22 protein-coding genes are annotated in these 21718 nt (G+C 59.6%); 10 read left to right on the forward strand and 12 right to left on the reverse strand.

The window, feature by feature from the left end:
- Position 1 precedes the first annotated feature (1 nt).
- The 10 genes from ACR0MS_RS12755 to ACR0MS_RS12800 all read left to right on the forward strand — a co-directional run bounded on the left by ACR0MS_RS12755 (position 2) and on the right by ACR0MS_RS12800 (position 10959).
- Positions 2–892 (forward strand): DUF2950 family protein, encoded by an 891-nt coding sequence (locus ACR0MS_RS12755; protein WP_480573298.1) that lies wholly within the window; start codon positions 2–4, stop codon positions 890–892.
- A gap of 145 nt (positions 893–1037) precedes the next feature.
- Positions 1038–2423 (forward strand): trypsin-like peptidase domain-containing protein, encoded by a 1386-nt coding sequence (locus ACR0MS_RS12760; protein ID WP_480573301.1) that lies wholly within the window; start codon positions 1038–1040, stop codon positions 2421–2423.
- Positions 2424–2427: 4 nt separating this feature from the next.
- Positions 2428–3738: a replication-associated recombination protein A gene (locus ACR0MS_RS12765; RefSeq protein ID WP_480573304.1), complete on the forward strand. Its 1311-nt coding sequence runs from the start codon at positions 2428–2430 to the stop codon at positions 3736–3738.
- A gap of 109 nt (positions 3739–3847) precedes the next feature.
- A complete protein-coding gene (locus tag ACR0MS_RS12770; protein ID WP_480573307.1) occupies positions 3848–4891 on the forward strand; it encodes an RluA family pseudouridine synthase in 1044 nt (347 codons plus the stop codon).
- Entirely contained in the window at positions 4888–5559 is a 672-nt protein-coding gene (locus tag ACR0MS_RS12775; RefSeq protein WP_480573310.1) for an HAD-IA family hydrolase, read from the forward strand. Before ACR0MS_RS12770 ends, ACR0MS_RS12775 begins: the two co-directional genes overlap by 4 nt.
- A 4-nt stretch (positions 5560–5563) precedes the next feature.
- A complete protein-coding gene (locus tag ACR0MS_RS12780; protein ID WP_480573313.1) occupies positions 5564–6271 on the forward strand; it encodes an ATP12 family chaperone protein in 708 nt (235 codons plus the stop codon).
- Between the two features lie 207 nt (positions 6272–6478).
- Positions 6479–7495, forward strand: coding sequence for an amino acid ABC transporter substrate-binding protein (locus tag ACR0MS_RS12785; protein WP_171126054.1), 1017 nt, complete (start codon positions 6479–6481; stop codon positions 7493–7495).
- A 125-nt stretch (positions 7496–7620) separates the two neighbouring features.
- Complete coding sequence (locus ACR0MS_RS12790) at positions 7621–8853, forward strand: amino acid ABC transporter permease (RefSeq protein ID WP_480573316.1); 1233 nt, start codon at positions 7621–7623, stop codon at positions 8851–8853.
- Positions 8854–8856: 3 nt separating this feature from the next.
- Complete coding sequence (locus ACR0MS_RS12795; RefSeq protein WP_480573319.1) at positions 8857–10155, forward strand: amino acid ABC transporter permease; 1299 nt, start codon at positions 8857–8859, stop codon at positions 10153–10155.
- A 12-nt stretch (positions 10156–10167) separates the two neighbouring features.
- Positions 10168–10959 (forward strand): amino acid ABC transporter ATP-binding protein, encoded by a 792-nt coding sequence (locus ACR0MS_RS12800; RefSeq protein ID WP_269149813.1) that lies wholly within the window; start codon positions 10168–10170, stop codon positions 10957–10959.
- Between the two features lie 46 nt (positions 10960–11005).
- Here the strand turns inward: ACR0MS_RS12800 and ACR0MS_RS12805 are convergent, their stop codons facing one another.
- From ACR0MS_RS12805 to rpmH, 12 genes are all read right to left on the reverse strand, one after another.
- Positions 11006–11503: a SixA phosphatase family protein gene (locus ACR0MS_RS12805; protein ID WP_480573322.1), complete on the reverse strand. Its 498-nt coding sequence runs from the start codon at positions 11501–11503 to the stop codon at positions 11006–11008.
- Positions 11500–12186 carry a ferredoxin gene (locus tag ACR0MS_RS12810; RefSeq protein WP_480573325.1) on the reverse strand — a complete coding sequence of 229 codons (687 nt, stop codon included), beginning with the start codon at positions 12184–12186 and terminating at the stop codon, positions 11500–11502. The genes ACR0MS_RS12805 and ACR0MS_RS12810 overlap by 4 nt, the downstream gene beginning before the upstream one ends.
- An 18-nt stretch (positions 12187–12204) precedes the next feature.
- The gene (argB, locus tag ACR0MS_RS12815) at positions 12205–13068 is read right to left on the reverse strand and encodes an acetylglutamate kinase (RefSeq protein WP_480573328.1); all 864 of its coding nucleotides are present in this window, start codon (positions 13066–13068) and stop codon (positions 12205–12207) included.
- Between the two features lie 238 nt (positions 13069–13306).
- The gene (yihA, locus tag ACR0MS_RS12820) at positions 13307–13960 is read right to left on the reverse strand and encodes a ribosome biogenesis GTP-binding protein YihA/YsxC (protein WP_480573331.1); all 654 of its coding nucleotides are present in this window, start codon (positions 13958–13960) and stop codon (positions 13307–13309) included.
- Positions 13957–14694, reverse strand: coding sequence for an MOSC domain-containing protein (locus ACR0MS_RS12825; RefSeq protein ID WP_480573334.1), 738 nt, complete (start codon positions 14692–14694; stop codon positions 13957–13959). The genes yihA and ACR0MS_RS12825 overlap by 4 nt, the downstream gene beginning before the upstream one ends.
- Entirely contained in the window at positions 14691–16520 is a 1830-nt protein-coding gene (gene yidC, locus ACR0MS_RS12830) for a membrane protein insertase YidC (RefSeq protein ID WP_480573337.1), read from the reverse strand. The genes ACR0MS_RS12825 and yidC overlap by 4 nt, the downstream gene beginning before the upstream one ends.
- A gap of 123 nt (positions 16521–16643) precedes the next feature.
- Positions 16644–18188 (reverse strand): putative bifunctional diguanylate cyclase/phosphodiesterase, encoded by a 1545-nt coding sequence (locus ACR0MS_RS12835; RefSeq protein WP_480573340.1) that lies wholly within the window; start codon positions 18186–18188, stop codon positions 16644–16646.
- A 71-nt stretch (positions 18189–18259) separates the two neighbouring features.
- Positions 18260–19153 (reverse strand): tRNA 2-thiocytidine(32) synthetase TtcA, encoded by an 894-nt coding sequence (gene ttcA / locus ACR0MS_RS12840; RefSeq protein ID WP_480573343.1) that lies wholly within the window; start codon positions 19151–19153, stop codon positions 18260–18262.
- A gap of 44 nt (positions 19154–19197) precedes the next feature.
- The gene (locus ACR0MS_RS12845; RefSeq protein ID WP_480573346.1) at positions 19198–20814 is read right to left on the reverse strand and encodes an acyl-CoA dehydrogenase family protein; all 1617 of its coding nucleotides are present in this window, start codon (positions 20812–20814) and stop codon (positions 19198–19200) included.
- Between the two features lie 56 nt (positions 20815–20870).
- The gene (gene yidD / locus ACR0MS_RS12850) at positions 20871–21128 is read right to left on the reverse strand and encodes a membrane protein insertion efficiency factor YidD (protein ID WP_480573349.1); all 258 of its coding nucleotides are present in this window, start codon (positions 21126–21128) and stop codon (positions 20871–20873) included.
- Positions 21125–21550, reverse strand: a complete 426-nt coding sequence (rnpA, locus tag ACR0MS_RS12855; protein WP_480573352.1) for a ribonuclease P protein component — start codon at positions 21548–21550, stop codon at positions 21125–21127. Before rnpA ends, yidD begins: the two co-directional genes overlap by 4 nt.
- Positions 21551–21575: 25 nt before the next feature.
- Complete coding sequence (gene rpmH / locus ACR0MS_RS12860) at positions 21576–21710, reverse strand: 50S ribosomal protein L34 (RefSeq protein WP_005980833.1); 135 nt, start codon at positions 21708–21710, stop codon at positions 21576–21578.
- Between the last annotated feature and the right edge of the window lie 8 nt (positions 21711–21718).

The following is a 21718-nucleotide window of genomic DNA, read 5'->3' on the forward strand; positions in this document are numbered from 1 at the left end:
TATGCGCAAAGCGGTTGTTTCTGTATTTTTTCTTCTCGCATCTGCTGGCCTGGCGATGTCCGAGGGCACGCGATTTGACACGCCTCAGTCGGCTCTGGACGCGTTTGTGGATGCTCTCAGGGCGGATGATCAAAATGCCCTGCTGGAAATTTTTGGGCCTGAAGCCGAAGATCTGATCGGCTCCGGCGATCCTGCCGAAGACAAGCAAAGGCGGCGTGAGGTGCTGGCCATGTACGCCGAAGGCTATCGCTTTCAACCCGAAGACGACGGGGTTGTGATCCTGTTGGGCGAGGACAGTTGGCCTTTCCCCATCCCGATCCTGCGCAGCGCAGAGGCTTGGCAGTTCGACATCGAAGCGGGCGCTGAAGAAGTCGCCGCGCGTGAGATTGGTCTGAACGAGCTGGAAGTGATCGACCTGCTCGAAGCCTATGTTGATCTGCAAGCAGCGTTCCGGTTGGTCGATCACAACGGTGACGGCGTCATGGAATTTGCGCGCACGATCATTGCCGATCCGGGCGCGCGCAACGGGCTATTCTGGCCGGATGAGGACAGTTTCGTCGGGGCGGCCCTTGCAAGGGCTGCGGCATCCGGATGGAGCGATGGCGAAGCAGATTACGACGCCGAGCCGTTTCTAGGCTACTATTATACGATCCTGCAGGGGCAGGGGCCGAATGCCCCCGGCGGCGCCTATTCCTATATGGTTGGCGACAAGTTCGTGGCCGGTCACGCGATGCTCGCGGTTCCGGCGGACTATGGAGAGACGGGAATTCATTCGTTCCTGGTGGGCGAAAACGGGATCGTCTACGAGGCTGACTTGGGACCGGAAACGCTGGACCTGAGCGCAGAGATCGAGACCTATGATCCTGGCCCAGATTGGTCACCGGTAGAATGACGCGCCGCCAGTGAACGCCGAGGCCATCGGTAACCGTTCATAGCAGTCCCACTTAGCGACCGAAGCCGCCATCTTCGTGCGTCGGCGCTTGCATTACGGCGCGCGGAGCCGCATATCCATCTGAGATTTGCAGGTCGAGGAAACAATGCTCCGCCCGTCCCTTTCCGCACTTTTCATAGCGTGCGCGTCTTTTGCTGCGGCAGAAACCCGTGTTCCCCAATCACAGGCCGAAATCTCATTGGGATTTGCGCCGGTCGTCAAGCAGGCGTCGCCGGCGGTCGTGAATATCTATGCCAAGATCATCCGTCAGGGGCGTGCGAACACCCTGTTCTCCGACCCGTTCTTTCAGGACTTTTTCGGTCGCGGATTCTCGGAACCTCGTCAGCGGGTCCAGAACTCATTGGGGTCCGGTGTCATCCTGTCGCACGATGGTTACGTGGTGTCGAACTACCATGTCGTCGGAATGGCAACCGAGATTCGCGTCGTGACAACAGATCGCCGCGAATATTCGGCGCAGGTCGTGTTGGGTGACAAGGAAAGCGACATCGCCATTCTGCGGCTGAAGGACGCGAGGGACCTGCCATACCTTCAAATGCGCGATTCCGATCAGGTCGAGGTCGGAGAGCTGGCTTTGGCCATCGGAAACCCGTTCGGAGTAGGGCAGACCGTATCGTCGGGGATTATTTCAGGGCTGGCGCGCACGGGCACGGCCACGGGCAATGCGCGGGGCTACTTCATTCAGACGGATGCTGCGATCAATCCGGGTAACTCTGGCGGTGCACTGATCGACGTGAACGGGGACCTGATCGGGATCAACACGTCTATTCTGACGCGATCCGGCGGGTCGAACGGCATCGGCTTTGCCATCCCCGCTAATCTGGTGGCTGAATTTCTTCGGCAAGCGCAATCCGGCAATGACAGCTTTGTAAGCCCCTGGGCAGGAATGGCGGGGCAGCATATGAGCGCCGATATCGCCGAGTCCCTTGGGCTTGTCATCCCGCAGGGGGTCGTGATCTCGGACCTGCACGCGCTGAGCCCGTTGGCCGAGGCCGGGTTACGGGTCGGTGATGTTGTGACCCATGTTGACGGGGATGAGGTCAACTCACCCGCCGAGATGAAGTTTCGGATGTCTGTGGCAGGTGTCGGCGGTACATCGGTTCTTACACTGTTGCGCGGCGACAGCAGCGAAGAGTTTGAGATCGCGCTGATCAAAGCCCCGGAAACACCTTCGGCCGATAAAACCACGCTGGATGATCAAACGGTCATGCCCGGGTTGGAAGTGTCGCGCATCAATCCGGCGGTGATCTCGCGGATGGGTTTGCTGTTGTCTCAGACTGGGGTCGTCGTGGTCAATGCGGGCCCCTATGGTGGGCGGTCCGGTCTGCGTGCGGGGGACGTGATCAACAGCGTCAACAGTCAGGGCATTCAGCATCCCGATGATCTGGTCGATGCGTTAACCGATCCGGGCCGCAGGCTTCAGTTCGACATCTTGCGCGGTGGACGCACCGTGTCTTTGCGGTTCCGGTTGTGACGCAATGAGCGATCTGTTCGATACCGGGTCCACCCAGCCCACGGCAAGCCCGCACCGACCGCTGGCAGATCGCCTCCGGCCGCAAACGCTGTCCGAGGTGATCGGGCAGCAGCCGGTCTTGGGCCCCGACGCGCCATTGGGCGTCATGCTGGCGTCAGGTAGTTTGTCGAGCCTGATTTTCTGGGGGCCGCCGGGTGTTGGAAAAACGACGATCGCGCGATTGCTTGCGCAGGAAACGGACCTGCATTTTGTTCAGATCAGCGCGATATTTACCGGCGTTCCGGATCTGAAAAAGGTGTTCGAGGCCGCGAAGATACGGCGTCAGAACGGGCAAGGCACGCTTTTGTTCGTGGATGAGATTCATCGGTTCAACAAGGCGCAGCAGGATGGGTTTCTTCCGCATATGGAAGACGGAACGATCCTGTTGGTCGGAGCCACGACCGAAAACCCGTCGTTTGAACTGAACGCGGCCCTTCTGAGCCGATCTCAGGTTTTGGTGCTTGAGCGTCTGAGCCTGTCTGATCTGGAACACCTGACCCAACGCGCGGAAAAAGAGCTGGACCGGGCATTGCCGCTGACGGGTGCCGCGCGCGAAGCGCTTCAGGAAATGGCGGATGGTGACGGTCGGGCTTTGTTGAATCTGGTCGAACAGGTTGCGGCATGGAACGTTGATGCGCCGTTGGATCCGGATGCTTTGTCCACAAGGCTGATGCGTCGGGCCGCGAAATACGACAAGTCCGGGGATGAACACTACAACCTGATTTCGGCGCTGCACAAATCTGTGCGGGGGTCCGACCCCGACGCGGCTTTGTATTGGTTTGCGCGGATGCTGACGGGGGGCGAGGACCCTCGGTATCTGGCGCGCCGGATCACCCGGATGGCGGTTGAGGATATCGGGTTGGCTGACCCGCAGGCTCAGGCGATCTGCCTGCAATCATGGGAAACCTATGAACGTCTTGGCAGCCCGGAAGGGGAACTGGCCTTGGCGCAGGCGCTGGTCTATCTGGCTTTGGCACCCAAATCGAACGGCGCGTATGTGGGGTACAAGGCCGCCATGCGGCTGGCCAATCAATCCGGTAGCGAGCCTCCGCCCAAGCACATTCTGAATGCACCGACATCGCTGATGAAGGATCAGGGTTATGGCGCGGGCTATGCCTATGACCATGACGCCGAAGACGGGTTTTCCGGTCAGAACTATTTTCCGGACGGTATGCAGCGGCCGGATCTCTACCAGCCTGTCGAACGCGGCTTCGAGCGTGAGTTGAAGAAGCGGCTGGAATATTTCGCCAAGCTTCGCGCGCAGCGCAACGGCTAACGCCTGCTTGACTCTTGCGGTTGGGCACGCCACAGACGCGCATGTTTTCTATGGCACTGAAAGACACGCATTTCGCGCGGGTTCACCGCGCGGCGCAGGGGATATTGGCATGAGCGGCGTACAGATGATCACCGTGGCAGAAGGTGACGGAGACCAGCGGCTGGATCGCTGGCTGCGCCGTCTGTTCCCTCATGTCAGTCAGGGCCGCATCGAAAAGATGTGCCGCAAGGGTGAATTGCGTGTGGAAGGCGGCCGGGTCAAAGCCTCGACCCGGCTTGAGGCTGGACAGGTCGTGAGGGTGCCGCCCTTGCCCGACGTCGATCACAAACCGGCCGAGGTTAAACGCCGGGTTTCCGACGCGGACGCCAAGATGATCCAGTCCTGCGTGATCTACCGAGACGATCACGTGCTGGCGTTGAACAAACCGCACGGCTTGCCCGTGCAGGGCGGCAGCGGCCAGACCCGCCATGTGGACAGCCTGTCCGAAGCGCTGAGGTTTGGTTACGATGAAAACCCGCGTTTGGTTCATCGGTTGGACAAGGACACATCCGGCGTTTTGCTGCTGGCGCGCACGCGCGAGGCTGCCAAGGGCCTGACCGCCGCCTTCCGTCACCGCGATACGCGCAAGATCTATTGGGCGTTGGTCGCCGGGGTTCCGACGCCGTATCTGGGCGAGATCAAGACCGGCCTAGTCAAGGCGCCCGGTCACGGAAAGCAGGGCGAAGGCGAAAAGATGGTCGCCGTTCACCTGAATGAGGTCAACGACACACCCGGCGCCAAACGTGCGCACACGCTCTATGCCACTCTATACCGGGTGGCAGGGCGCGCCGCGTGGGTGGCCATGGAGCCGATTACCGGTCGAACGCATCAGTTGCGAGCGCACATGGCCGCGATCGGGCATCCGATCATCGGAGACGGCAAGTATGGTGGCTCGGGTCAGGAAAACCTTGGCGACGGTTGGGGTGCGCAACTGGGCGGGATCATCAGCAAAAAGCTGCACCTGCATGCGCGGCAGGCGTCGTTCCAGCACCCGGTGACGCGCAAGACGATCACCGTAAAAGCACCTCTGCCCGATCACATGAAGCACAGTTGGGATACGTTTGGCTGGACCGAAGATCTGGCCGCCGACGACCCGTTCGAGGAACTGCAATGAGCGCACCCTTGCGTTTGGTGCTGTTCGATGTGGACGGCACCCTGGTCGACAGTCAGGGCAGTATCGTCGGCGCGATGACCGCCAGTTTTGACGCCTTGTCCCTGCCGGTGCCGGACCGCAAGGCGATTCTGTCCATTGTTGGCCTGTCGCTGCCCAAGGCCATTGCACAGCTTGCGCCGCAACAGTCGGATGCGGATCAGGCGCGGCTGGTCGAGGGGTATAAGCAAGCTTACCACGCGCATCGGCTGGAGCAGGGCATGGCGGGATCACCGCTCTATCCCGGTGCGCGCGCGGTGATCGAGGCGTTGCACGCCATCCCCGAGGTTCTGTTGGGCGTGGCAACCGGGAAATCCCAGCGCGGTCTGGATGCACTGATTGAAGGGCACGAACTGCAAGGTTATTTCGTCACGCGGCAGGTTGCCGACCACCATCCTTCGAAACCGCATCCGTCGATGATTGACACGGCTCGGGCGGAAACAGGTGTTGAGGCGGCGAATACCGTCATGATCGGCGATACCCGGTTTGACATGGATATGGCCGCCGCTGCCGGAGTAGCCGCCATCGGCGTGACATGGGGGTATCATGCGCGCCCCGCACTTGATGCGGCCACGACCATAATCGAAACCTTCGACCAGTTGCCGGGCGCGCTGGATCAAATCTGGACCTGACATCATGAGCGACTGGAAACCGAAACGATTCTGGACAGAAAGCGCGGTTGTTTACGCTGAGGGTGGATTTACGGTGGAACTGGATGGCCGACGGGTGAAAACCCCGGCCAAGGCAGGGCTGATCGTGCCTACACAAAGCATGGCGCAGGAAATCGCCGCCGAGTGGGACGCGCAGGAAAAAGAGGTCGACCCGACCACGATGCCATTCACCCGTTCGGCGAATGCGGCCATCGACAAGGTCCAGCACCAGCACGCCGAGGTTGCAGACATGCTGGCCGATTACGGCGATTCGGACCTGTTATGCTATCGCGCCACGCACCCGCAGGAGTTGCAGCAACGGCAGGCTGATCAGTGGGACCCCGCCCTGGTTTGGGCGGCCGAGGCACTTGCGGCGCGCCTGCTGCCCGTTGCAGGTGTCCTACATCAGCCACAGGACGTTTCGGCCTTGCAGGAATTGCGCCAACGTGTCCATGATTTCAATGACTTCCAGCTTGCGGCTTTCCATGATCTGGTCAGCCTGTCCGGGTCGCTGGTACTTGGGTTTGCAGCCGCTGCGGATTGGCGCTCTGCCGAGGACATCTGGAAAATCTCAAGGCTGGACGAACTGTGGCAAATCGAACAATGGGGTCATGACGACGAGGCCCACGCCGCGTCCGAGGTCAAACGGGCCGCATTTCTACACGCCAAACGGTTCTTCGACCTCTCGGTTTGAGCCCTCACGCCTGAAATTCCGTCGCTGTCCCGGACATCTGCAAGGTGATCCATCGTTTTCGCTGATCCGACCCTTGACGTTTGTTTATGAATGCGCCCAAACTCAAGCCCACTAAAGGGGAGACACCTTTGGGGAAACCTTTCTGGTGCCAAAGGTGCCGGACAGAACCGTCTCGAGTTTGAGGCGGAAAATCAGGAAGAGGTAAAAATGAAAAAATCCGTAATCTTGGGCGTGGCAACCGTTGCCGGCCTTGCTGCAGGCGCAGCGGCAGCGGGGACTGTCGATGATGTCAAAGCACGCGGTAAGCTGAACTGTGGTGTGACCACCGGTCTGGTTGGCTTTGCCGCACCCGACGCGAATGGCGAATGGCAGGGCTTTGACGTCTCGCTGTGCCGCGCAGTTGCTGCAGCCGTTCTGGGCGACGCAAGCGCCGTTGAATTCGTTCCGACCACCGGTAAGACACGCTTTACCGCGCTGGCCTCGGGCGAGATTGATATGCTGGCCCGTAACACCACCTGGACCTTCAGCCGCGACGTCGACCTGAAGTTCGAATTCGTCGGCGTGAACTACTATGATGGCCAGGGTTTCATGGTTCCCAAGGCTCTGGGCGTCAGCTCGGCCAAGGAACTGGACGGCGCGACCGTCTGCATCCAGACCGGCACCACCACCGAGCTGAACCTGGCGGATTTCTTCCGCTCGAACAACATCAGCTACGAGCCGGTTCCGATCGAAACCAACGCCGAAGCGCAGCAGCAGTACCTGGCTGGTGCCTGTGACGTTTACACCACCGACGCATCGGGCCTGGCCGCAACCCGCGCCACGTTCGAAAACCCCGGTGACCACGTCCTGCTGCCCGAAATCATCTCGAAAGAGCCGCTGGGCCCGCTGGTCCGTCACGGCGATCACGAGTGGGGCGACGTTGTCCGTTGGACTCTGAACGCACTGGTCTCGGCTGAAGAACTGGGCGTGACCTCGGCAAATATCGACGAAATGGCCGCTGGCACCGACAACCCTGAAGTCAACCGCCTGCTGGGTACCGAAGGTACGCTGGGCGAGATGCTGGGTCTGGACGCTGACTGGGCTATGAAGGCGATCAAATCCGGTGGTAACTATGGCGAAGTCTTTGCCAAGAACATCGGTGAGGAAACTCCGATCGGTCTGGCACGTGGCCTGAACGCACAATGGACCGACGGCGGTCTGCTGTACTCGCCGCCGTTCCGCTAAAATCCACAGAAAAGGGCGCGGGTTAACCTGCGCCCTTTTTCCATAACAGAATGCTACGGGCTGCTCAGGAGCGGGGAAAACCTCGCCGGGAAGGAAGCACCCGAAAAGCACGGGGATCCCAAAATATGTCGACTATGACTGACCCGCCGAAAGCAGATTTTCGGTTGTCGATGCTCATAAACGATACCCGCTACAGATCATTGACGTTCCAGGTGATCGCGGCGATCGTTATTGCGCTAAGTATCTGGTATCTGGGCAACAACCTGATCCAGAACCTCAGGGCCGCAGGCCTCAACATCTCTTATTCCTTCCTGGGCGATCCGTCCGGGTACGACATCAACCAGCGTTTGATCGAATATGACAGCCAGTCCTCGCACGGACGTGCGGCTGTTGTCGGTATTCTCAACACGCTTTTGGTCGCGTTTCTGGCCTGTATCACCGCAACTGTGTTTGGTGTGATCGCCGGGGTTTTGCGCCTGTCCAATAACTGGCTGGTGTCCAAGCTGATGGCGGTTTACGTCGAGATTTTCCGGAATATTCCGGTTCTGATCTGGATCATCATCATCTTCACGATCATGACGGCGGTTTTGCCGGGTCCGCGCGAATTTCGTGGCGACAACCCGACATCCAGCATGCTGTTTGATCTGTTCGCATTTACCAACCGAGGCGTTTACATTCCGCGTCCCGAGTTTGCGAATGGTCTGTTTGGCGCGACGTTCCTGAACTGGCTGCTGGTCATCGCAGTTCTGGCGGGCTCATGGTTTGCTACGCGCGAAATCGAAAAGCGCGCAACGCTGAAGCAGGAACAGACGGGCGAGCGTCCAAAGACAGGTCTTGTGAAACTGGCCGTATGGTTGGTGCCGTTCGCCCTGCTGATGGTTTTGATGGGCCTGACTTGGGACGTTCCCGCGCTCAAGGGCTTTAACTTCAGCGGGGGTATCAAGGTTGGCGGTCCGCTGATCGCGCTTTGGTTTGCTCTGTCCATCTATACCGGTGCCTTCATCGCAGAAAATGTGCGCGCAGGAATTCAGGCGATTTCAAAGGGTCAGACCGAAGCTGCGGCTGCGCTGGGCCTGCGTCCTGGACGGATCATGAACCTTGTGATCCTGCCACAGGCGCTGCGGGTCATCATCCCGCCGCTGATCTCGCAATATCTGAACATCACCAAGAACTCGTCGCTGGCGATTGCTGTGGGTTATGCAGATATCACGGCCACGCTGGGCGGCATCACGCTGAACCAGACCGGTCGCGCGATCGAATGCGTCCTGCTGCTGATGCTGTTCTATCTGACGGCCTCGCTGCTGATCTCGATGGCGATGAACATCTACAACGCATCCGTCAAGTTGAAGGAGCGCTGAGTCATGGCTGATCAAACAACAAACCCGATCGCCTTTGTCGCTGATGGCACAATCCCGCCATCACCACCGCCGGCGAACCAGACGGGTATCGTGAAGTGGCTGCGTGAGAATCTCTTCTCGGGCGTTGCGAATACAATCCTGACGGTTCTGTCGATCCTGTTGATCTATGTGCTGCTCAAGAACACGCTTCCGTGGATTTTGAACGGTGTCTGGAACGCGGACTCACTGGCGCAATGCCGTGAGATTCTGGACGGCAAGACCGGAGCCTGTTTCGCGGTTCTGACCGAGCGCTGGCACCAGTTGATCTATGGGTTCAAATACCCTGTCGATGCCTATTGGCGCCCGAACCTGGCCTTCCTGCTGATGCTGGTCGCAGTGGCGCCGGTGCTGTTCTTCGACCTGCCGCGCAAGTTGCTGCTGTTCACGGCGGTGTACCCTTTTGTTGCGTTCTGGCTGATCTGGGGCGGAACCATCATGGTACCCATCGTGGCACTGCTGGGCTGCGTTGCAGCCGCTGCGGTGTTTCAGAAGTTCGGCAAGAACAGCTTTGCAGCCGGTTTCTTCGGGGCCATCGTGGTCGCGCTGGTCGTTTGGAATGTCGGCGGAGCGCTGATCCCGGACGATGCGAACGAGGGCGCGCTGCTCTCGGCTGTTCCCAGCCGCGATCTGGGGGGCTTTATGCTTAACCTGATGCTGGGTGTGACCTGTGTGTCGCTGTCCCTGCCGCTGGGCATTGCATTGGCTCTGGGCCGTCAGTCCGACATGCCGCTGATCAAGTGGGTCTGTGTTATCTTCATCGAATTCATCCGCGGCGTGCCTCTGATCACGCTGTTGTTCGTGGCTTCGGTGATGTTGGCCTATTTCTTCCCGCCTGACAGCACGGTCGACCTGTTCCTGCGCGTTGTGATCATGATCACCATGTTCTCGGCCGCTTATATCGCCGAGGTGATCCGCGGCGGTCTGGCAGCGCTTCCGCGCGGACAGTACGAGGCAGCAGACAGTCTTGGCTTGGATTACCCGCAGGCGATGCGGCTGATCATCCTGCCGCAGGCTCTGAAGATCTCGATCCCCGGTATCGTGAATGTGGCCGTTGGCCTGTTCAAGGACACCACGCTGGTTTCGGTCATCTCGATGTTCGATCTGGTGGGCATGATCCGGGGTCCCATCTTGGCGTCGACCGAATGGAACGGCGTCTATTGGGAGCTTCTGGGCTTTGCCGCGCTTCTGTTCTTCGTCGTCTGTTACGGCATCTCTCAATATTCCCAGTGGCTCGAGCGTCGCCTTGCCACGGATCATCACTAAGGAGTTCAACACATGTCTGAACTTGCAGTAGAACGCGAAATCGACCGCTCGAAGATGCAGGTGAGCGACGAGGTCGCCATCGAAATCAACGGCATGAACAAGTGGTACGGGTCTTTCCACGTACTGCGCGACATCAATCTGACCGTCAATCAGGGCGAGCGGATCGTGATCGCGGGACCGTCGGGGTCGGGAAAATCCACCCTGATCCGCTGCCTGAACGCGCTGGAGGAACACCAGCAGGGCACGATCGTCGTGGATGGAACCGAGCTGTCGAATGATCTGAAAAACATCGACAAGATCCGGTCCGAGGTTGGCATGGTGTTTCAGCACTTCAACCTGTTTCCGCACCTGACCATTCTGGAAAACTGCACGCTGGCCCCGATCTGGGTGCGCAAGACGCCCAAGAAAGAGGCCGAAGAGCGTGCGATGCATTTCCTGGAAAAGGTGAAAATCCCCGATCAGGCGCTGAAATATCCCGGCCAGCTTTCGGGTGGTCAGCAGCAGCGTGTGGCTATCGCACGAAGCCTCTGCATGATGCCGCGGATCATGTTGTTCGATGAACCCACATCGGCGCTGGACCCCGAGATGATCAAAGAGGTGCTCGACACCATGATCGAACTGGCCGAGGAAGGCATGACCATGCTGTGCGTCACGCACGAGATGGGTTTTGCCCGTCAGGTCGCCAACCGCGTGATCTTTATGGATGCTGGCCAGATCGTGGAACAGAACGAACCCGAAGAGTTCTTCAATAACCCGCAGAGCGAACGGACCAAGCTGTTCCTCAGCCAAATCCTGGGGCACTGATCCGGTTGAAATTTGGGAAAGGGCGGGGCTTGGGCCTCGCCTTTTTCTATTCCAGCAACTCGCGCGGCGTTGTGAACCCCAGAACTTCCCCACTCTGCCATTTGATATCGGCCCAGTCCGAAATATCGAATTGAATCACAGTCGTGGCACAGGTGGGGTAATCCCGAAAACGAGGGTGTTTCGGCGCTTTCTGAACGATCCGCTGGGCAAATTCGCCGATACCGGGGTTGTGGCCCAGCATCAGGACCGTAGGTTCAGTTGCACCCGACAGTTCGGCCAACATACCTTCGGGGTCAGCGTGATAGAGCGAGCGGTGAAAGCAAATCTTGTCCGCCTGCAATCCCATCCGATCCCATGTCTCACGCGTGCGGGCCGAAGTTGAGCTGAGCACCTCGTCGGGAAACCACCCATTATCGCGCAGCCACGTGGCAATAGCCGAGGCGGATTTACGTCCGCGCTTGTTCAAGGGGCGGGCGTGGTCGTCAAGTATCGGGTCGCCCCAGCTGGATTTCGCGTGCCGCGTCAGGATCAAGGTCAAGGTCATGAGGGGTGAAACGCTCTCATATGATGAGCGGATTGCTCGGGGTCTCGGCCTGCTCCGTCACTGATCGGGCAGGACAGACGGGCGAGGCAGCCGCCCGTCATGCAGGTCTGGCCCTCTTCGGTTGATAAATGGGCATGGCACGCGGCAACATCGTAGAAGTCCCGACTATTAAGCGCACCGACCGGGCAGGTCGTCGTGCAGGGGGCCGGGCATTCGGTGCAGGGTGACGCGGTTGTGACCTCGGGGATGTCAAACTCCTGCGGGAAATGCAGCGCGCCACGGTAGGAAATCATCATGCCCACAGTGTCATGGACCAGCGCCCCAACGGGGCTGCTGAAGGTGCGCTGAGATTTCAGCGCCCAGTCAATGAATGGGGCATAAGGCGGTCCGCCAAAAGGGAAATGAGCCTGCCCGCCCAGATCCCGCGCCATCTGGCCGATAACACGGGCAGACCAGCGATCCACGGGGTCAGGACCTTGCCACTCGGGTGAGGCTTTCAGCACCGACCAAAAGGCCGCCCCCGCGCCCAACAGGACCAGAGTCCCCCCGTCCAGCCCCTTGGCGCCGCTTTTACGGGGATGGGTTGCACCCATGACAATCAGACCAGCTTGATGCGCAACGCGCCCCACCCAGCCGTAACTAATTGCCGTGGCGTAAGAAAGGGGGGTGGGTTGCCCGGTCATGGGTCCTCCGCCGTGTGATCAGTCGGGCCGGATCAGCGAGCCTGCGCCGTGCTCGGTAAACAGTTCAAGCAGCACGGCATTGGGCGCGCGCCCATCCAGAATGACCACAGCCCGGACACCGCTGTGCAGCGCGTCCAGCGCGGTTTCGGTCTTGGGGATCATGCCGCCCGCAATCGTGCCGTCCATCGTCATCTCGCGGATTTGGCCAGCCTTGAGCTCGGTCACCACCTCACCGGCTGCATTCTTGACACCGGACACATCGGTCAGCAGCAAAAGGCGATCAGCCGTCAAAGCCGAAGCGATAGCCCCCGCTGCCGTATCACCATTGATATTGAACGTCTCACCTTCGCGGCCCGCACCCAGAGGGGCAATCACGGGGATCACATCATGCGCAAACAGATCGTGCAGTATTTTGGGGTTCATCTGCGCCGGTGAGCCGACAAATCCCAGCGCAGGATCGGCCTGGTCACAGACAATCAGGTTGGCGTCTTTGCCTGACAGACCCACGGCCGTACCGCCCTGACCGTTGATCGCCTGAACGATACGTTTGTTGACCAAGCCCGAGAGAACCATTTCGACCACTTCTACTGTGGCCTTGTCCGTCACGCGTTTGCCACCGACAAACTCGGACTGGATATCCAGCTTGTCCAGCATCGCGTTGATCATCGGTCCGCCGCCATGGACGATCACGGGGTTCACACCGACCTGGCGCATCAGCACGACGTCGCGGGCAAAGCTTTCCATGGCCTCGTCACTGCCCATGGCGTGACCGCCGAGCTTGATGACGACGACCGCGCCGTCATAGCGCTGCAGATACGGCAAAGCGCTGTTCAGAGTTGCAGCAGTGGCGATCCAGTCCCGGTTCATATCTCTTGTCTTCATGTGTTGTCCTCTTCCCCTCGTGTTAGGCGTTTTGGACACGTAAGCCAAGATCGCTGTTGTTTGTGTTGCCGGGATGTGTCGATGCCGTGGTCCACGTTCCAGCCCAACGCCCGGCAAGGCGCTGTGGTCACTGCAGCGTCGCCTTTTTCGCGCCTGTCACATTGGCATGCGGAATAAATCGGAAGTTGGCTAAGGCCTAGGATCAGCCGTCACTTGGACGCAGCGCGTTTAGCTGCCGCTATTCCAGTCCGGCAATAATCGCGCGCAGCGTGGCGATCCCATCGCCCTTTTCCGACGAGGTCAGGACGATTTCCGGGAAGGCAGCCGGGTGTTTTGACAATGCACTGCGCACCTGATCCAAGACCTTTTCGCGATCCTTGGCTTTGACCTTATCGGCCTTGGTGAGCACGCATTGAAACGTCACGGCGCTGGTGTCCAGCAGCTTCATGATCTCGGCGTCGACGGCTTTTACACCATGGCGAGAATCAATGAGAACAAAGGCCCGGCGCAGGGTCTGACGACCGCTCAGATACTGTTTCAGAAGCCGCTGCCACTTTTCCACGACCTTGAGCGGCGCGTTGGCATAGCCATACCCCGGCAAGTCAACCAGATACAGCTCGGGGCCTTGGGTGAAAAAGTTGATCTCTTGTGTTCGACCCGGCGTGTTCGAAGCGCGGGCCAGACCCTTGGTGCCGGTCAGCGCGTTGATCAGGCTGGACTTGCCAACATTGGAACGCCCAGCAAAGCAGACCTCCAGCCGGTCCGGGGCAGGCAGACCGTTCATCGCCACAACGCCTTTGACGAATTCCGAAGATCCGGCAAACAGCTTGCGCCCGCGCTCTAGCGCGAATTCGTCGGGCGTCTCGGCAAGGGGGAAGGGAAGCGTTGTCATAGCACCTGCACCGTGTCGCCGGTTTTGACCTCTCCACCTCGGACCACCTCGGCGTAAACGCCGAAATCCTGGTGATTCCAACTGTTCAGCGCGCCCAAAGTATCCGCGTCCCGTTCACCGGATTCCGGGTTTGCGGTTGTGGCCAGACAGCGTGTGATCCGCTCACGCACGTGGAACACGGCCTGTCCGATCTGAACCTCGCGACCCAACCATTCGAATTCTTCCCACAGGGGCAGACCGTTGAACCAGATATTGCCGCGCCAGCGCCGGATGGACAGGTCCTTGCCCAGCTTTTGCTGAACCGCCCGGTGCGAGGCCATGTTGCACAGGCTGACCGATGGGAAGTCACTGTCGGTCATCCCCCGTCCGGGTACGCGGACAATACGCGCAGACGCGGCACGGTCGGCCGGCATCAGAGGTTTCACCCATTCAAGGAACGCATCTTGTTCTGTGTCCGGCTGAAAACTCAGATCAGGGCGCTGTGGATGGCTGAGCGCCACCGTATCACCTGTCAGCTTTGCCGTGATTGCCATCAACTGCGGTGCCTTGGCACCCCGGCTGAAATTCGCACAGGGCGCCCAATCCGAGCCGTCTGCCTTGGACGCCTCATGCGCGATCGCCCAAACACGATCCCCGGGCATGGTCTGCCCGGGGCTCAGTGTTACGGTTTCGACAGCCTCATGGCCGTGGCTTTTGATCGGATGCCGCCAGAGGCTGGTTACTTCTGCACTCATTTGTCATCCGTCTTCGGGGTGCGTTTGAAGCCGGACTTGATATTGCCGAACACGTCGGGCTTATACCCCTGGCTTCTCATGATCAGGTATTGCTGGGTGAACGTGATCGTGTTGTTCGCGATCCAGTAGACCACCAGCCCGCTGGCAAAGCTGCCCAGCATGAACATGAACACCCACGGCATCCACGCAAAGATCATCGCCTGTGTCGGATCGGTTGGTGCCGGATTCAGCTTTTGCTGCAGCCACATCGAGATACCCAGCAACAGCGGCAGAATACCGATGAAGATCAGCGCCATCAGCGTGTCTGGCTGCGGGCCACCCCAAGGCAGCAAGCCAAACAGGTTCATGATTGAGGTCGGGTCAGGTGCGCTCAGGTCCTGGAACGGGCCAAACCAAGGGGCCTGACGCAGTTCGATTGTCACGAAGATCACCTTATACAGCGAGAAAAAGATCGGGATCTGCATCAGGATCGGCAGACAGCCCGCGGCGGGGTTCACCTTTTCCTTCTTGTACAGCTCCATCATGCCTTGCTGCATTTTCTGGCGGTCGTCGCCAGCGGCCTCTTTCAGGGCTTCCATCTGCGGCTGCAGTTCCTTCATCTTCGCCATCGAGACGTAAGATTTGAACGCCAGCGGGAACAGGATCGCCTTGATGATCAGGGTCAGGCCGATAATGGACCAGCCCATGTTGCCGATCAGGGCATTGATATTGTGCAGCAGCCAGAAGATCGGCTTGGTCAGGAAGTAGAACCAGCCCCAGTCGATGCTGTCGATGAACTTCTGAACGCCGTCGGCCTGATATTCCCGAATGGTTTCCCATTCCTTGGCACCAGCAAAAAGCTGCGTGGTCACCTGTTCGGTTGCGCCGGGGGCCACTGTGAGCGTCGGCAGAACCGTCTCGGTCTGATAAATCTTGCGGCGCGCGTCGTATTTCGCGGCGGCTTTGAAGGCCGAGCCTTCCTCGGGGATCAGGGTGGTCATCCAGTAGTGATCGGTGAACCCGACCCAACCGCCTTCTTTGACCTGGAAAACCTCGGCCTGTGCGCGTTCATTGGGGTCAATGTCGAAATCGCGGACATCGCCATAGTCGATCTCATCCAGCACGCCGTCGGCCATGACCATCACACCTTCATGCAGGATGAAGAAGTTCTTGAGGCCGGGCAGATCACCATCCTCGCCGATACCGTGGCGGGCCAGAATGCCGTAGGGGGCCATGCCGACTTCGGCCTGAGTGCTGTTTTCAACGGATTGGGTGACCTCGAACATATAGTTCTCGTCCACCGAGATGGTGCGGCGGAAGGTCAGGCCGTTTCCGTTGTCCCACTTCAGGGTGACAGGGGCGTCTACGCCAAGCGTTTCACCTTGCTCCAGGGACCACTCCGTGTTCGGACCGGGCACATCCGTGCCGGTGACACCAGCACCCGGCGCCCAGCCATAAAGGGCGTAATAGGCGGATTCGGATCCGACCGGGGACAGAAGCTCGACAATCGGGGCGCCGTCTTCGATCGAGACCTTGTAGTCCTTTAGGTACAGCTCGTCGATGCGCCCGCCCGACAGGGACAGGCTGCCTTCCAGACGGGGCGTGTCGATCTGAACCCGCGGGGCCTGTGCGTCGGGCAGCGTTTCCTCGGCAGCGGTGGTCGCTTCGCCTACAGTGCCGGTTCCCGTGGCGCTGGGGGTTTGAACCTCATTGGCCTCGGTCGCACTGATTTCGGCCTGTTCCGGTGACGTGGTTTGCTCGGGCGGCGGGAAGAGCACGAACCAAACGAGGATCACGAGGAAACTGAGCGCGGTTGCGAGGATGAGATTCTTATTCTGATCGTCCATCTGGGACAGCCACCTTAAGCAGTGAAACACACCCGGTGGGTTCAACAGAGTGCAGCCCCAAAGGTCAAGCGGAATCGCCCGTGCTGCCGTCGCGTATAAGGCTTTTGTGGCGTAATTTCGCGTTTAAGAGCCTGCTTGACGCCCGATCTTGGGTACACCCCGGACCTTGTTGCGGTGCGCTGCCATCCAGTCCAGGGTTTTTTCAAATGGCATCGGTTTGCCAATCCCGAACCCCTGAACGTGATTGCAGCCCAATTGTGCCATCAGCGCATGTTCCCCGGGGGTTTCCACACCTTCTGCCAGAGTTTCCACGTTCAGCCGTTCCGCCATTGTCAGAATCGCGCTGACCAGTTGCTGCTGGCTGGCATCCTTATCCGCCTTGGCGACGAATGAGCGGTCGATCTTGATCCGGGAAACGTCAAAGCGTTTGATGGACGCGATCGACGCATGTCCAGTGCCAAAGTCATCCAGGTCGATGCAGCACCCCAAATTGGAAAGACCGGTTACATTCCGGGTAATCACATCATCCGGTCGCCTTGAAAATACGGTCTCGAGAATCTCAACCGCCAAGCGGTCCGGAGTAAGGTCGTGCTGATCCAGCTCCCATTTCAAGCGATCCATCAAGGCAGGGTCGCGCAGTTCGTCGGACGAGAAATTGATGCCAATTCGGGGTACTGGGGCCCCGGCGCGGTCCCATTTCTGCATTGCCGTGAATGCGTGGTGGCGCATCGCTTGGCCAAATCGTTCCATCAATTCGGCTTGCTCGGCAAAGGGCAGAAACACCTGTGGGCCGATAACGCCTTTCTTCGGATGCTCCCATCGGGCAAGGGCCTCAAACCCCGTTATTTGGCCGGTATCCGTTGATATCTGAGGTTGAAACCACGGGCGGATTTCACCGCTGTCCAGCGCGGCCTCGAACTCTTTGCGCAGGTTCGCCCGGGTGCGCGACCTGCGGCGGGTTTCGTCGGAATAGGCACGGATCGTTGATGGCCCGTTTCGCTGGGCTTCGTTTAGGGCCGCACTTGTGGCGTCGATCCACGAGTCGAACCCGTCTTCCTTCACGCTGGACAATAGGCAGAAGCCGATCGAACAGGAAACATAAATGCTGGCACCGTTCACGCTGATCGGCTCGTCTATGGCAGCCTGAATACGGCCAGACATTTGAATGCAGGCTTCAAGATCAAGGTGGCTGGATGGGCGCAAGCCGATTGCGATCGAGTTCTGGTCCAATCGCGTAGTAATGTCATGCGTGCGGATCGACGACAGGACACGCTCACAGAATTGTTCCGCCAGATGATTTGCCGCCGCCTGACCATGCTGGTCTGAAATGTCGGAAAACCCGTCCAGCGCAACGATCATACAGGCAGAATCCTCCTGCATGTTGCCGCTGGCTTCATAAAAGCCCTCCATCTCTGCGGCGAACATATCAATGGGCATCAGGCCACTGGCTGCGTTCAGATCGGCGGCCGTGGGCTGAACCCTTCGGACAAGCGCCATGGTTGCAGCGATCACCAGTGGCAGAATGAGGGCCACGGTAACAAGCGTGCGCTCACCGCCCATCCAAAATGCCGCAAGACAGATTGCCGGCGCTAAGGCCAGAACAGACGGACCGCTAAACACGGTGGCTAGAAAATCGAGAGCTCTGTTAACAGAGAAATGTTTCCACATCAGGTTTCCGGGCCTTTCCCTTGGGCATCGCGCGCTCAGGGTAACCGTAGAAAACCTATCTGAGTCAGTCGTTAACGCAACAGAGGAATTTTGCTCTCAATTTCGTCCTTTTTGTCAGAGTTCAGGCTCAGACCTGCGAAATCGAACAGTTTGGGGTCCAACAAGTGCGATGGCCTTGCGTTGGTCAGCGCGCGGAACATCACTTGTCGGCGACCGGGGCTGTTCTTCTCCCATTGATCAAGAATCTGTTTTACCTGCTGGCGTTGCAGGCCGTCCTGACTGCCGCACAGGTCGCAGGGGATGATGGGATAATTCATTGCGTTGGCGAATTTCTCGCAATCGGCCTCGGCCACATGAGCCAGAGGGCGGTAGACAAACAGATCGCCTTCTTCGTTCACCAGTTTGGGCGGCATTGTAGCCAGGCGTCCGCCGTGGAACAGGTTCATGAAGAACGTCTCGAGGATATCGTCGCGGTGATGGCCCAGCACAACGGCCGAGCAGCCCTCCTCCCGCGCGATGCGATACAGGTTACCCCGTCGCAAGCGCGAGCACAGAGCGCAATAGGTGCGGCCCTGCGGAACCTTGTCCATGACGACGGAATAGGTGTCCTGATATTCGATCCGGTGCGGCACACCCATCCGTTCCAGAAACTCGGGCAGGACGGTGGCGGGAAAGCCGGGCTGACCCTGATCCAGATTGCAGGCCAGCAGATCAACCGGCAGCAGGCCGCGCCACTTCAGCTCATAAAGAACCGCCAACAGGGTGTAGCTGTCCTTGCCGCCCGACAGACACACCAGCCAGCGAGGGGGCTTGCCGTCCTTGTCGTGCGCCGTCGGATCCACCATCCCGTACTGCTCGATCGCTTCACGGGTCTGGCGCACGATGCGCTTGCGCAGCTTCTTGAACTCGGTGGTCGAGGGCGCGCCAGCAAAGAGCGGGTGGATATCGTCAGCTTCGTCAAACATGCGCAGCCCCTACAATAGATGGCGGAACCCGGCAAGTGGGCGGGTCATCCCAAGCGCCCGAGCAGCGCGTTCGTATCCAGACCTGCGACCGATCCCGCGATCCGGCCGCTGTGTTCGGCGATTCTGGTGTCGACAAATCCATCGGCCACGGGGCCGGGCGCGTGCCGCAGCAACAGGGACGCGGTCAGCAATAGCGCCGTTCGTTCTGCGAACCAGCGCGCCTCGGTTTCGGGGGGGATGCCCGGCCAGCGGTCGCGATGTGCCTTCAGCGCGGCGTCGTATTCCCGATCCACACCCGTCGCGGCGTTCAGTTCCGCTTGCAGAACCTCGGCGGCCAGCGGCTCTCGCGCCAGGGTTCGCAGGATATCGAGGCAGATCACGTTCCCGGACCCTTCCCAGATCCCGTTCAGGGGGGCTTCGCGGTAGATCAGCGGCAGGGCGGTGTCTTCGACGTATCCCATGCCGCCCAGAATCTCCATGGCTTCAACCGCGACGACGGGACAGCGTTTGTTGTTCAGGAACTTGGCCAGCGCGACACCGATGCGGGCCAAGGCGCGGTCCTCGGCGCAAGCGCCATCAAACGCTTGGGCGACGCGCAGTCCCAGCGTCAATGCGCCCTCCCAGTCCAGCACCAGATCGGCGAGAACGGCACGCATCAGCGGCTGGTCGATCAATCGGCGCTGAAACGCAGTGCGATGTGAGACCCAGTGGTGGGCTTCGGTCAACGCGGCGCGCATCAACCCGGCCGGAGCGATGGCGGTGTCCAGCCGGGTGTGATGCACCATTTCCAGAATCGTGCGCACTCCGGTCCCTTCGTCACCAAGCTGATAAGCCAGCGCGTCGTGGTATTCGATCTCGGAAGAGGCATTCGCCTTGTTCCCCAGCTTGTCTTTCAGGCGCATCAGGTGGATCGCGTTGCGCTCGCCATCCAACCACCGGGGGACAAGGAAGCAGGTCAAGCCGCCCGGAGCTTGCGCCAAGGTCAGAAACCCGTCCGACATTGGGGCCGAGCAGAACCACTTATGCCCGCGCAATCGCCAGTGATCGCCGTCCCGTGTGGCGGTTGTGGTGTTGGCTCGCACATCCGAGCCGCCCTGTTTTTCGGTCATCGCCATCCCCAGCGCGGCGCTGCTTTTGTCAGATATGGGTTTGGTTGTCCCGTCGTAGCCGAAGGCGGACAGTTTTGGACGCCAAATCGAAGCTAAATGTGCGTCCGTGTCGATTGCGGGAATTGCGGCATAGGTCATTGTCAGCGGGCAGCAATGTCCGGGCTCGACCTGACTGGCCAAATATACCATTGCCGCATGGGTGGTGTGGCCACCGGGCTGTCCGTCCCAGGCCAGCGCTGAGTATCCAGCGGTTTGGCTGATCTGCATCATCTGGTGATACGCAGGGTGGAACCTGACTTCGTCGATCCGACGGCCACCTTGATCGAACGGCACCAGTTCCGGCAGGTGCCGATTGGCCTCGCGCCCCAATTCACGCGTCTCGGCACGCCCGAGTGTGTCACCATAGGCCGATACAGGATCGGCGCGGCCACCAAAATTGCGCAGAAGGTCCTGGAGAACAGGATCAGTCCCCCAAAGGTTGCTATCGCCGCGCGTGGGAGGTTGGTTCACGACGTCATGCGTGGGCAGGGTGTGACGCGCTTGGGATGTCATTCGGGCCTCCGGCTGAATAGGCCAACTGTTCAGCGCGGATTGGAACGGGTCAAGTGTTACTGCGGGTCGCGCGTTGAGCGTTCACAGTCTGAACACTCCGGCACGGGGTCATAACCGTCTCCGCCCCAGGGGTGGCAGCGACCGATGCGCCGAACGGTCAGCCATGTCCCCTTGACCGGGCCGTGCTTTTCCAACGCTTCGAGGGCATAGGCCGAGCAGGTCGGTTGATACCGGCAGTTAAAACCGACCCAAGGGCTGAAAACCAACCGATAGATCCGGATGGGCAGGGCGAGGATATGGGAAAAAAGTGTCACGTCTTGGCGCTGTGAATTTTGCGCAGCGCGTATCGCAAATCACCCAACAGCGCATCATAGGGCCGTTCGGCTGTGACCTCGGCGCGACCGATAAGGACGTAGTCCCAACCGTTTTTTCCACTGGCCAGCAGTACCGTGCGCGCCGCCTCGCGCAGTCTGCGCTTGGCGCGGTTGCGGGCCACGGCATTGCCAACTTTTTTGGAGCAAGTGAAGCCGACGCGAATTCCGTCCGCCTCATCATCAGCGCGCTTTCGGGCCTGAACCATCATCGACGGCGTTCCCTGCCGGCGCGCACGGGCGGCTTTCAGGAAATCGGACCGCTTTTTGAGGATGATAAGAGTTTCAGGCGCGCAAACGGACGCCGCCGGGGGCTTTACCCTCGGTTGGTTATCACCATCCTCAGGGGCCTCCGGCGGCGTCATGTTCATAACCTGATCGGTGAGCGGTTTATGCGCTCAGCGATTTGCGGCCGCGTGCGCGACGTGCATTCAGGATTTTGCGGCCGGCTTTGGTAGCCATGCGCGCGCGGAAACCGTGGCGGCGTTTGCGAACCAGGTTCGAAGGCTGATAGGTGCGTTTCATCGCTCCGT

The organism is Ruegeria sp. CJ2 (assembly GCF_056536745.1).

What these genes read in the sequence shown, in the direction of transcription:
- ACR0MS_RS12755 (WP_480573298.1), top strand. Translation starts at nt 2, where the DNA reads ATGCGCAAAGCGGTTGTTTCTGTATTTTTTCTTCTCGCATCTGCTGGC.
- ACR0MS_RS12760 (WP_480573301.1), top strand. Translation starts at nt 1,038, where the DNA reads ATGCTCCGCCCGTCCCTTTCCGCACTTTTCATAGCGTGCGCGTCTTTT.
- ACR0MS_RS12765 (WP_480573304.1), top strand. Translation starts at nt 2,428, where the DNA reads ATGAGCGATCTGTTCGATACCGGGTCCACCCAGCCCACGGCAAGCCCG.
- ACR0MS_RS12770 (WP_480573307.1), top strand. Translation starts at nt 3,848, where the DNA reads ATGAGCGGCGTACAGATGATCACCGTGGCAGAAGGTGACGGAGACCAG.
- ACR0MS_RS12775 (WP_480573310.1), top strand. Translation starts at nt 4,888, where the DNA reads ATGAGCGCACCCTTGCGTTTGGTGCTGTTCGATGTGGACGGCACCCTG.
- ACR0MS_RS12780 (WP_480573313.1), top strand. Translation starts at nt 5,564, where the DNA reads ATGAGCGACTGGAAACCGAAACGATTCTGGACAGAAAGCGCGGTTGTT.
- ACR0MS_RS12785 (WP_171126054.1), top strand. Translation starts at nt 6,479, where the DNA reads ATGAAAAAATCCGTAATCTTGGGCGTGGCAACCGTTGCCGGCCTTGCT.
- ACR0MS_RS12790 (WP_480573316.1), top strand. Translation starts at nt 7,621, where the DNA reads ATGTCGACTATGACTGACCCGCCGAAAGCAGATTTTCGGTTGTCGATG.
- ACR0MS_RS12795 (WP_480573319.1), top strand. Translation starts at nt 8,857, where the DNA reads ATGGCTGATCAAACAACAAACCCGATCGCCTTTGTCGCTGATGGCACA.
- ACR0MS_RS12800 (WP_269149813.1), top strand. Translation starts at nt 10,168, where the DNA reads ATGTCTGAACTTGCAGTAGAACGCGAAATCGACCGCTCGAAGATGCAG.
- ACR0MS_RS12805 (WP_480573322.1), bottom strand. Translation starts at nt 11,503, where the DNA reads ATGACCTTGACCTTGATCCTGACGCGGCACGCGAAATCCAGCTGGGGC.
- ACR0MS_RS12810 (WP_480573325.1), bottom strand. Translation starts at nt 12,186, where the DNA reads ATGACCGGGCAACCCACCCCCCTTTCTTACGCCACGGCAATTAGTTAC.
- argB (WP_480573328.1), bottom strand. Translation starts at nt 13,068, where the DNA reads ATGAAGACAAGAGATATGAACCGGGACTGGATCGCCACTGCTGCAACT.
- yihA (WP_480573331.1), bottom strand. Translation starts at nt 13,960, where the DNA reads ATGACAACGCTTCCCTTCCCCCTTGCCGAGACGCCCGACGAATTCGCG.
- ACR0MS_RS12825 (WP_480573334.1), bottom strand. Translation starts at nt 14,694, where the DNA reads ATGAGTGCAGAAGTAACCAGCCTCTGGCGGCATCCGATCAAAAGCCAC.
- yidC (WP_480573337.1), bottom strand. Translation starts at nt 16,520, where the DNA reads ATGGACGATCAGAATAAGAATCTCATCCTCGCAACCGCGCTCAGTTTC.
- ACR0MS_RS12835 (WP_480573340.1), bottom strand. Translation starts at nt 18,188, where the DNA reads ATGTGGAAACATTTCTCTGTTAACAGAGCTCTCGATTTTCTAGCCACC.
- ttcA (WP_480573343.1), bottom strand. Translation starts at nt 19,153, where the DNA reads ATGTTTGACGAAGCTGACGATATCCACCCGCTCTTTGCTGGCGCGCCC.
- ACR0MS_RS12845 (WP_480573346.1), bottom strand. Translation starts at nt 20,814, where the DNA reads ATGACATCCCAAGCGCGTCACACCCTGCCCACGCATGACGTCGTGAAC.
- rnpA (WP_480573352.1), bottom strand. Translation starts at nt 21,550, where the DNA reads ATGACGCCGCCGGAGGCCCCTGAGGATGGTGATAACCAACCGAGGGTA.
- rpmH (WP_005980833.1), bottom strand. Translation starts at nt 21,710, where the DNA reads ATGAAACGCACCTATCAGCCTTCGAACCTGGTTCGCAAACGCCGCCAC.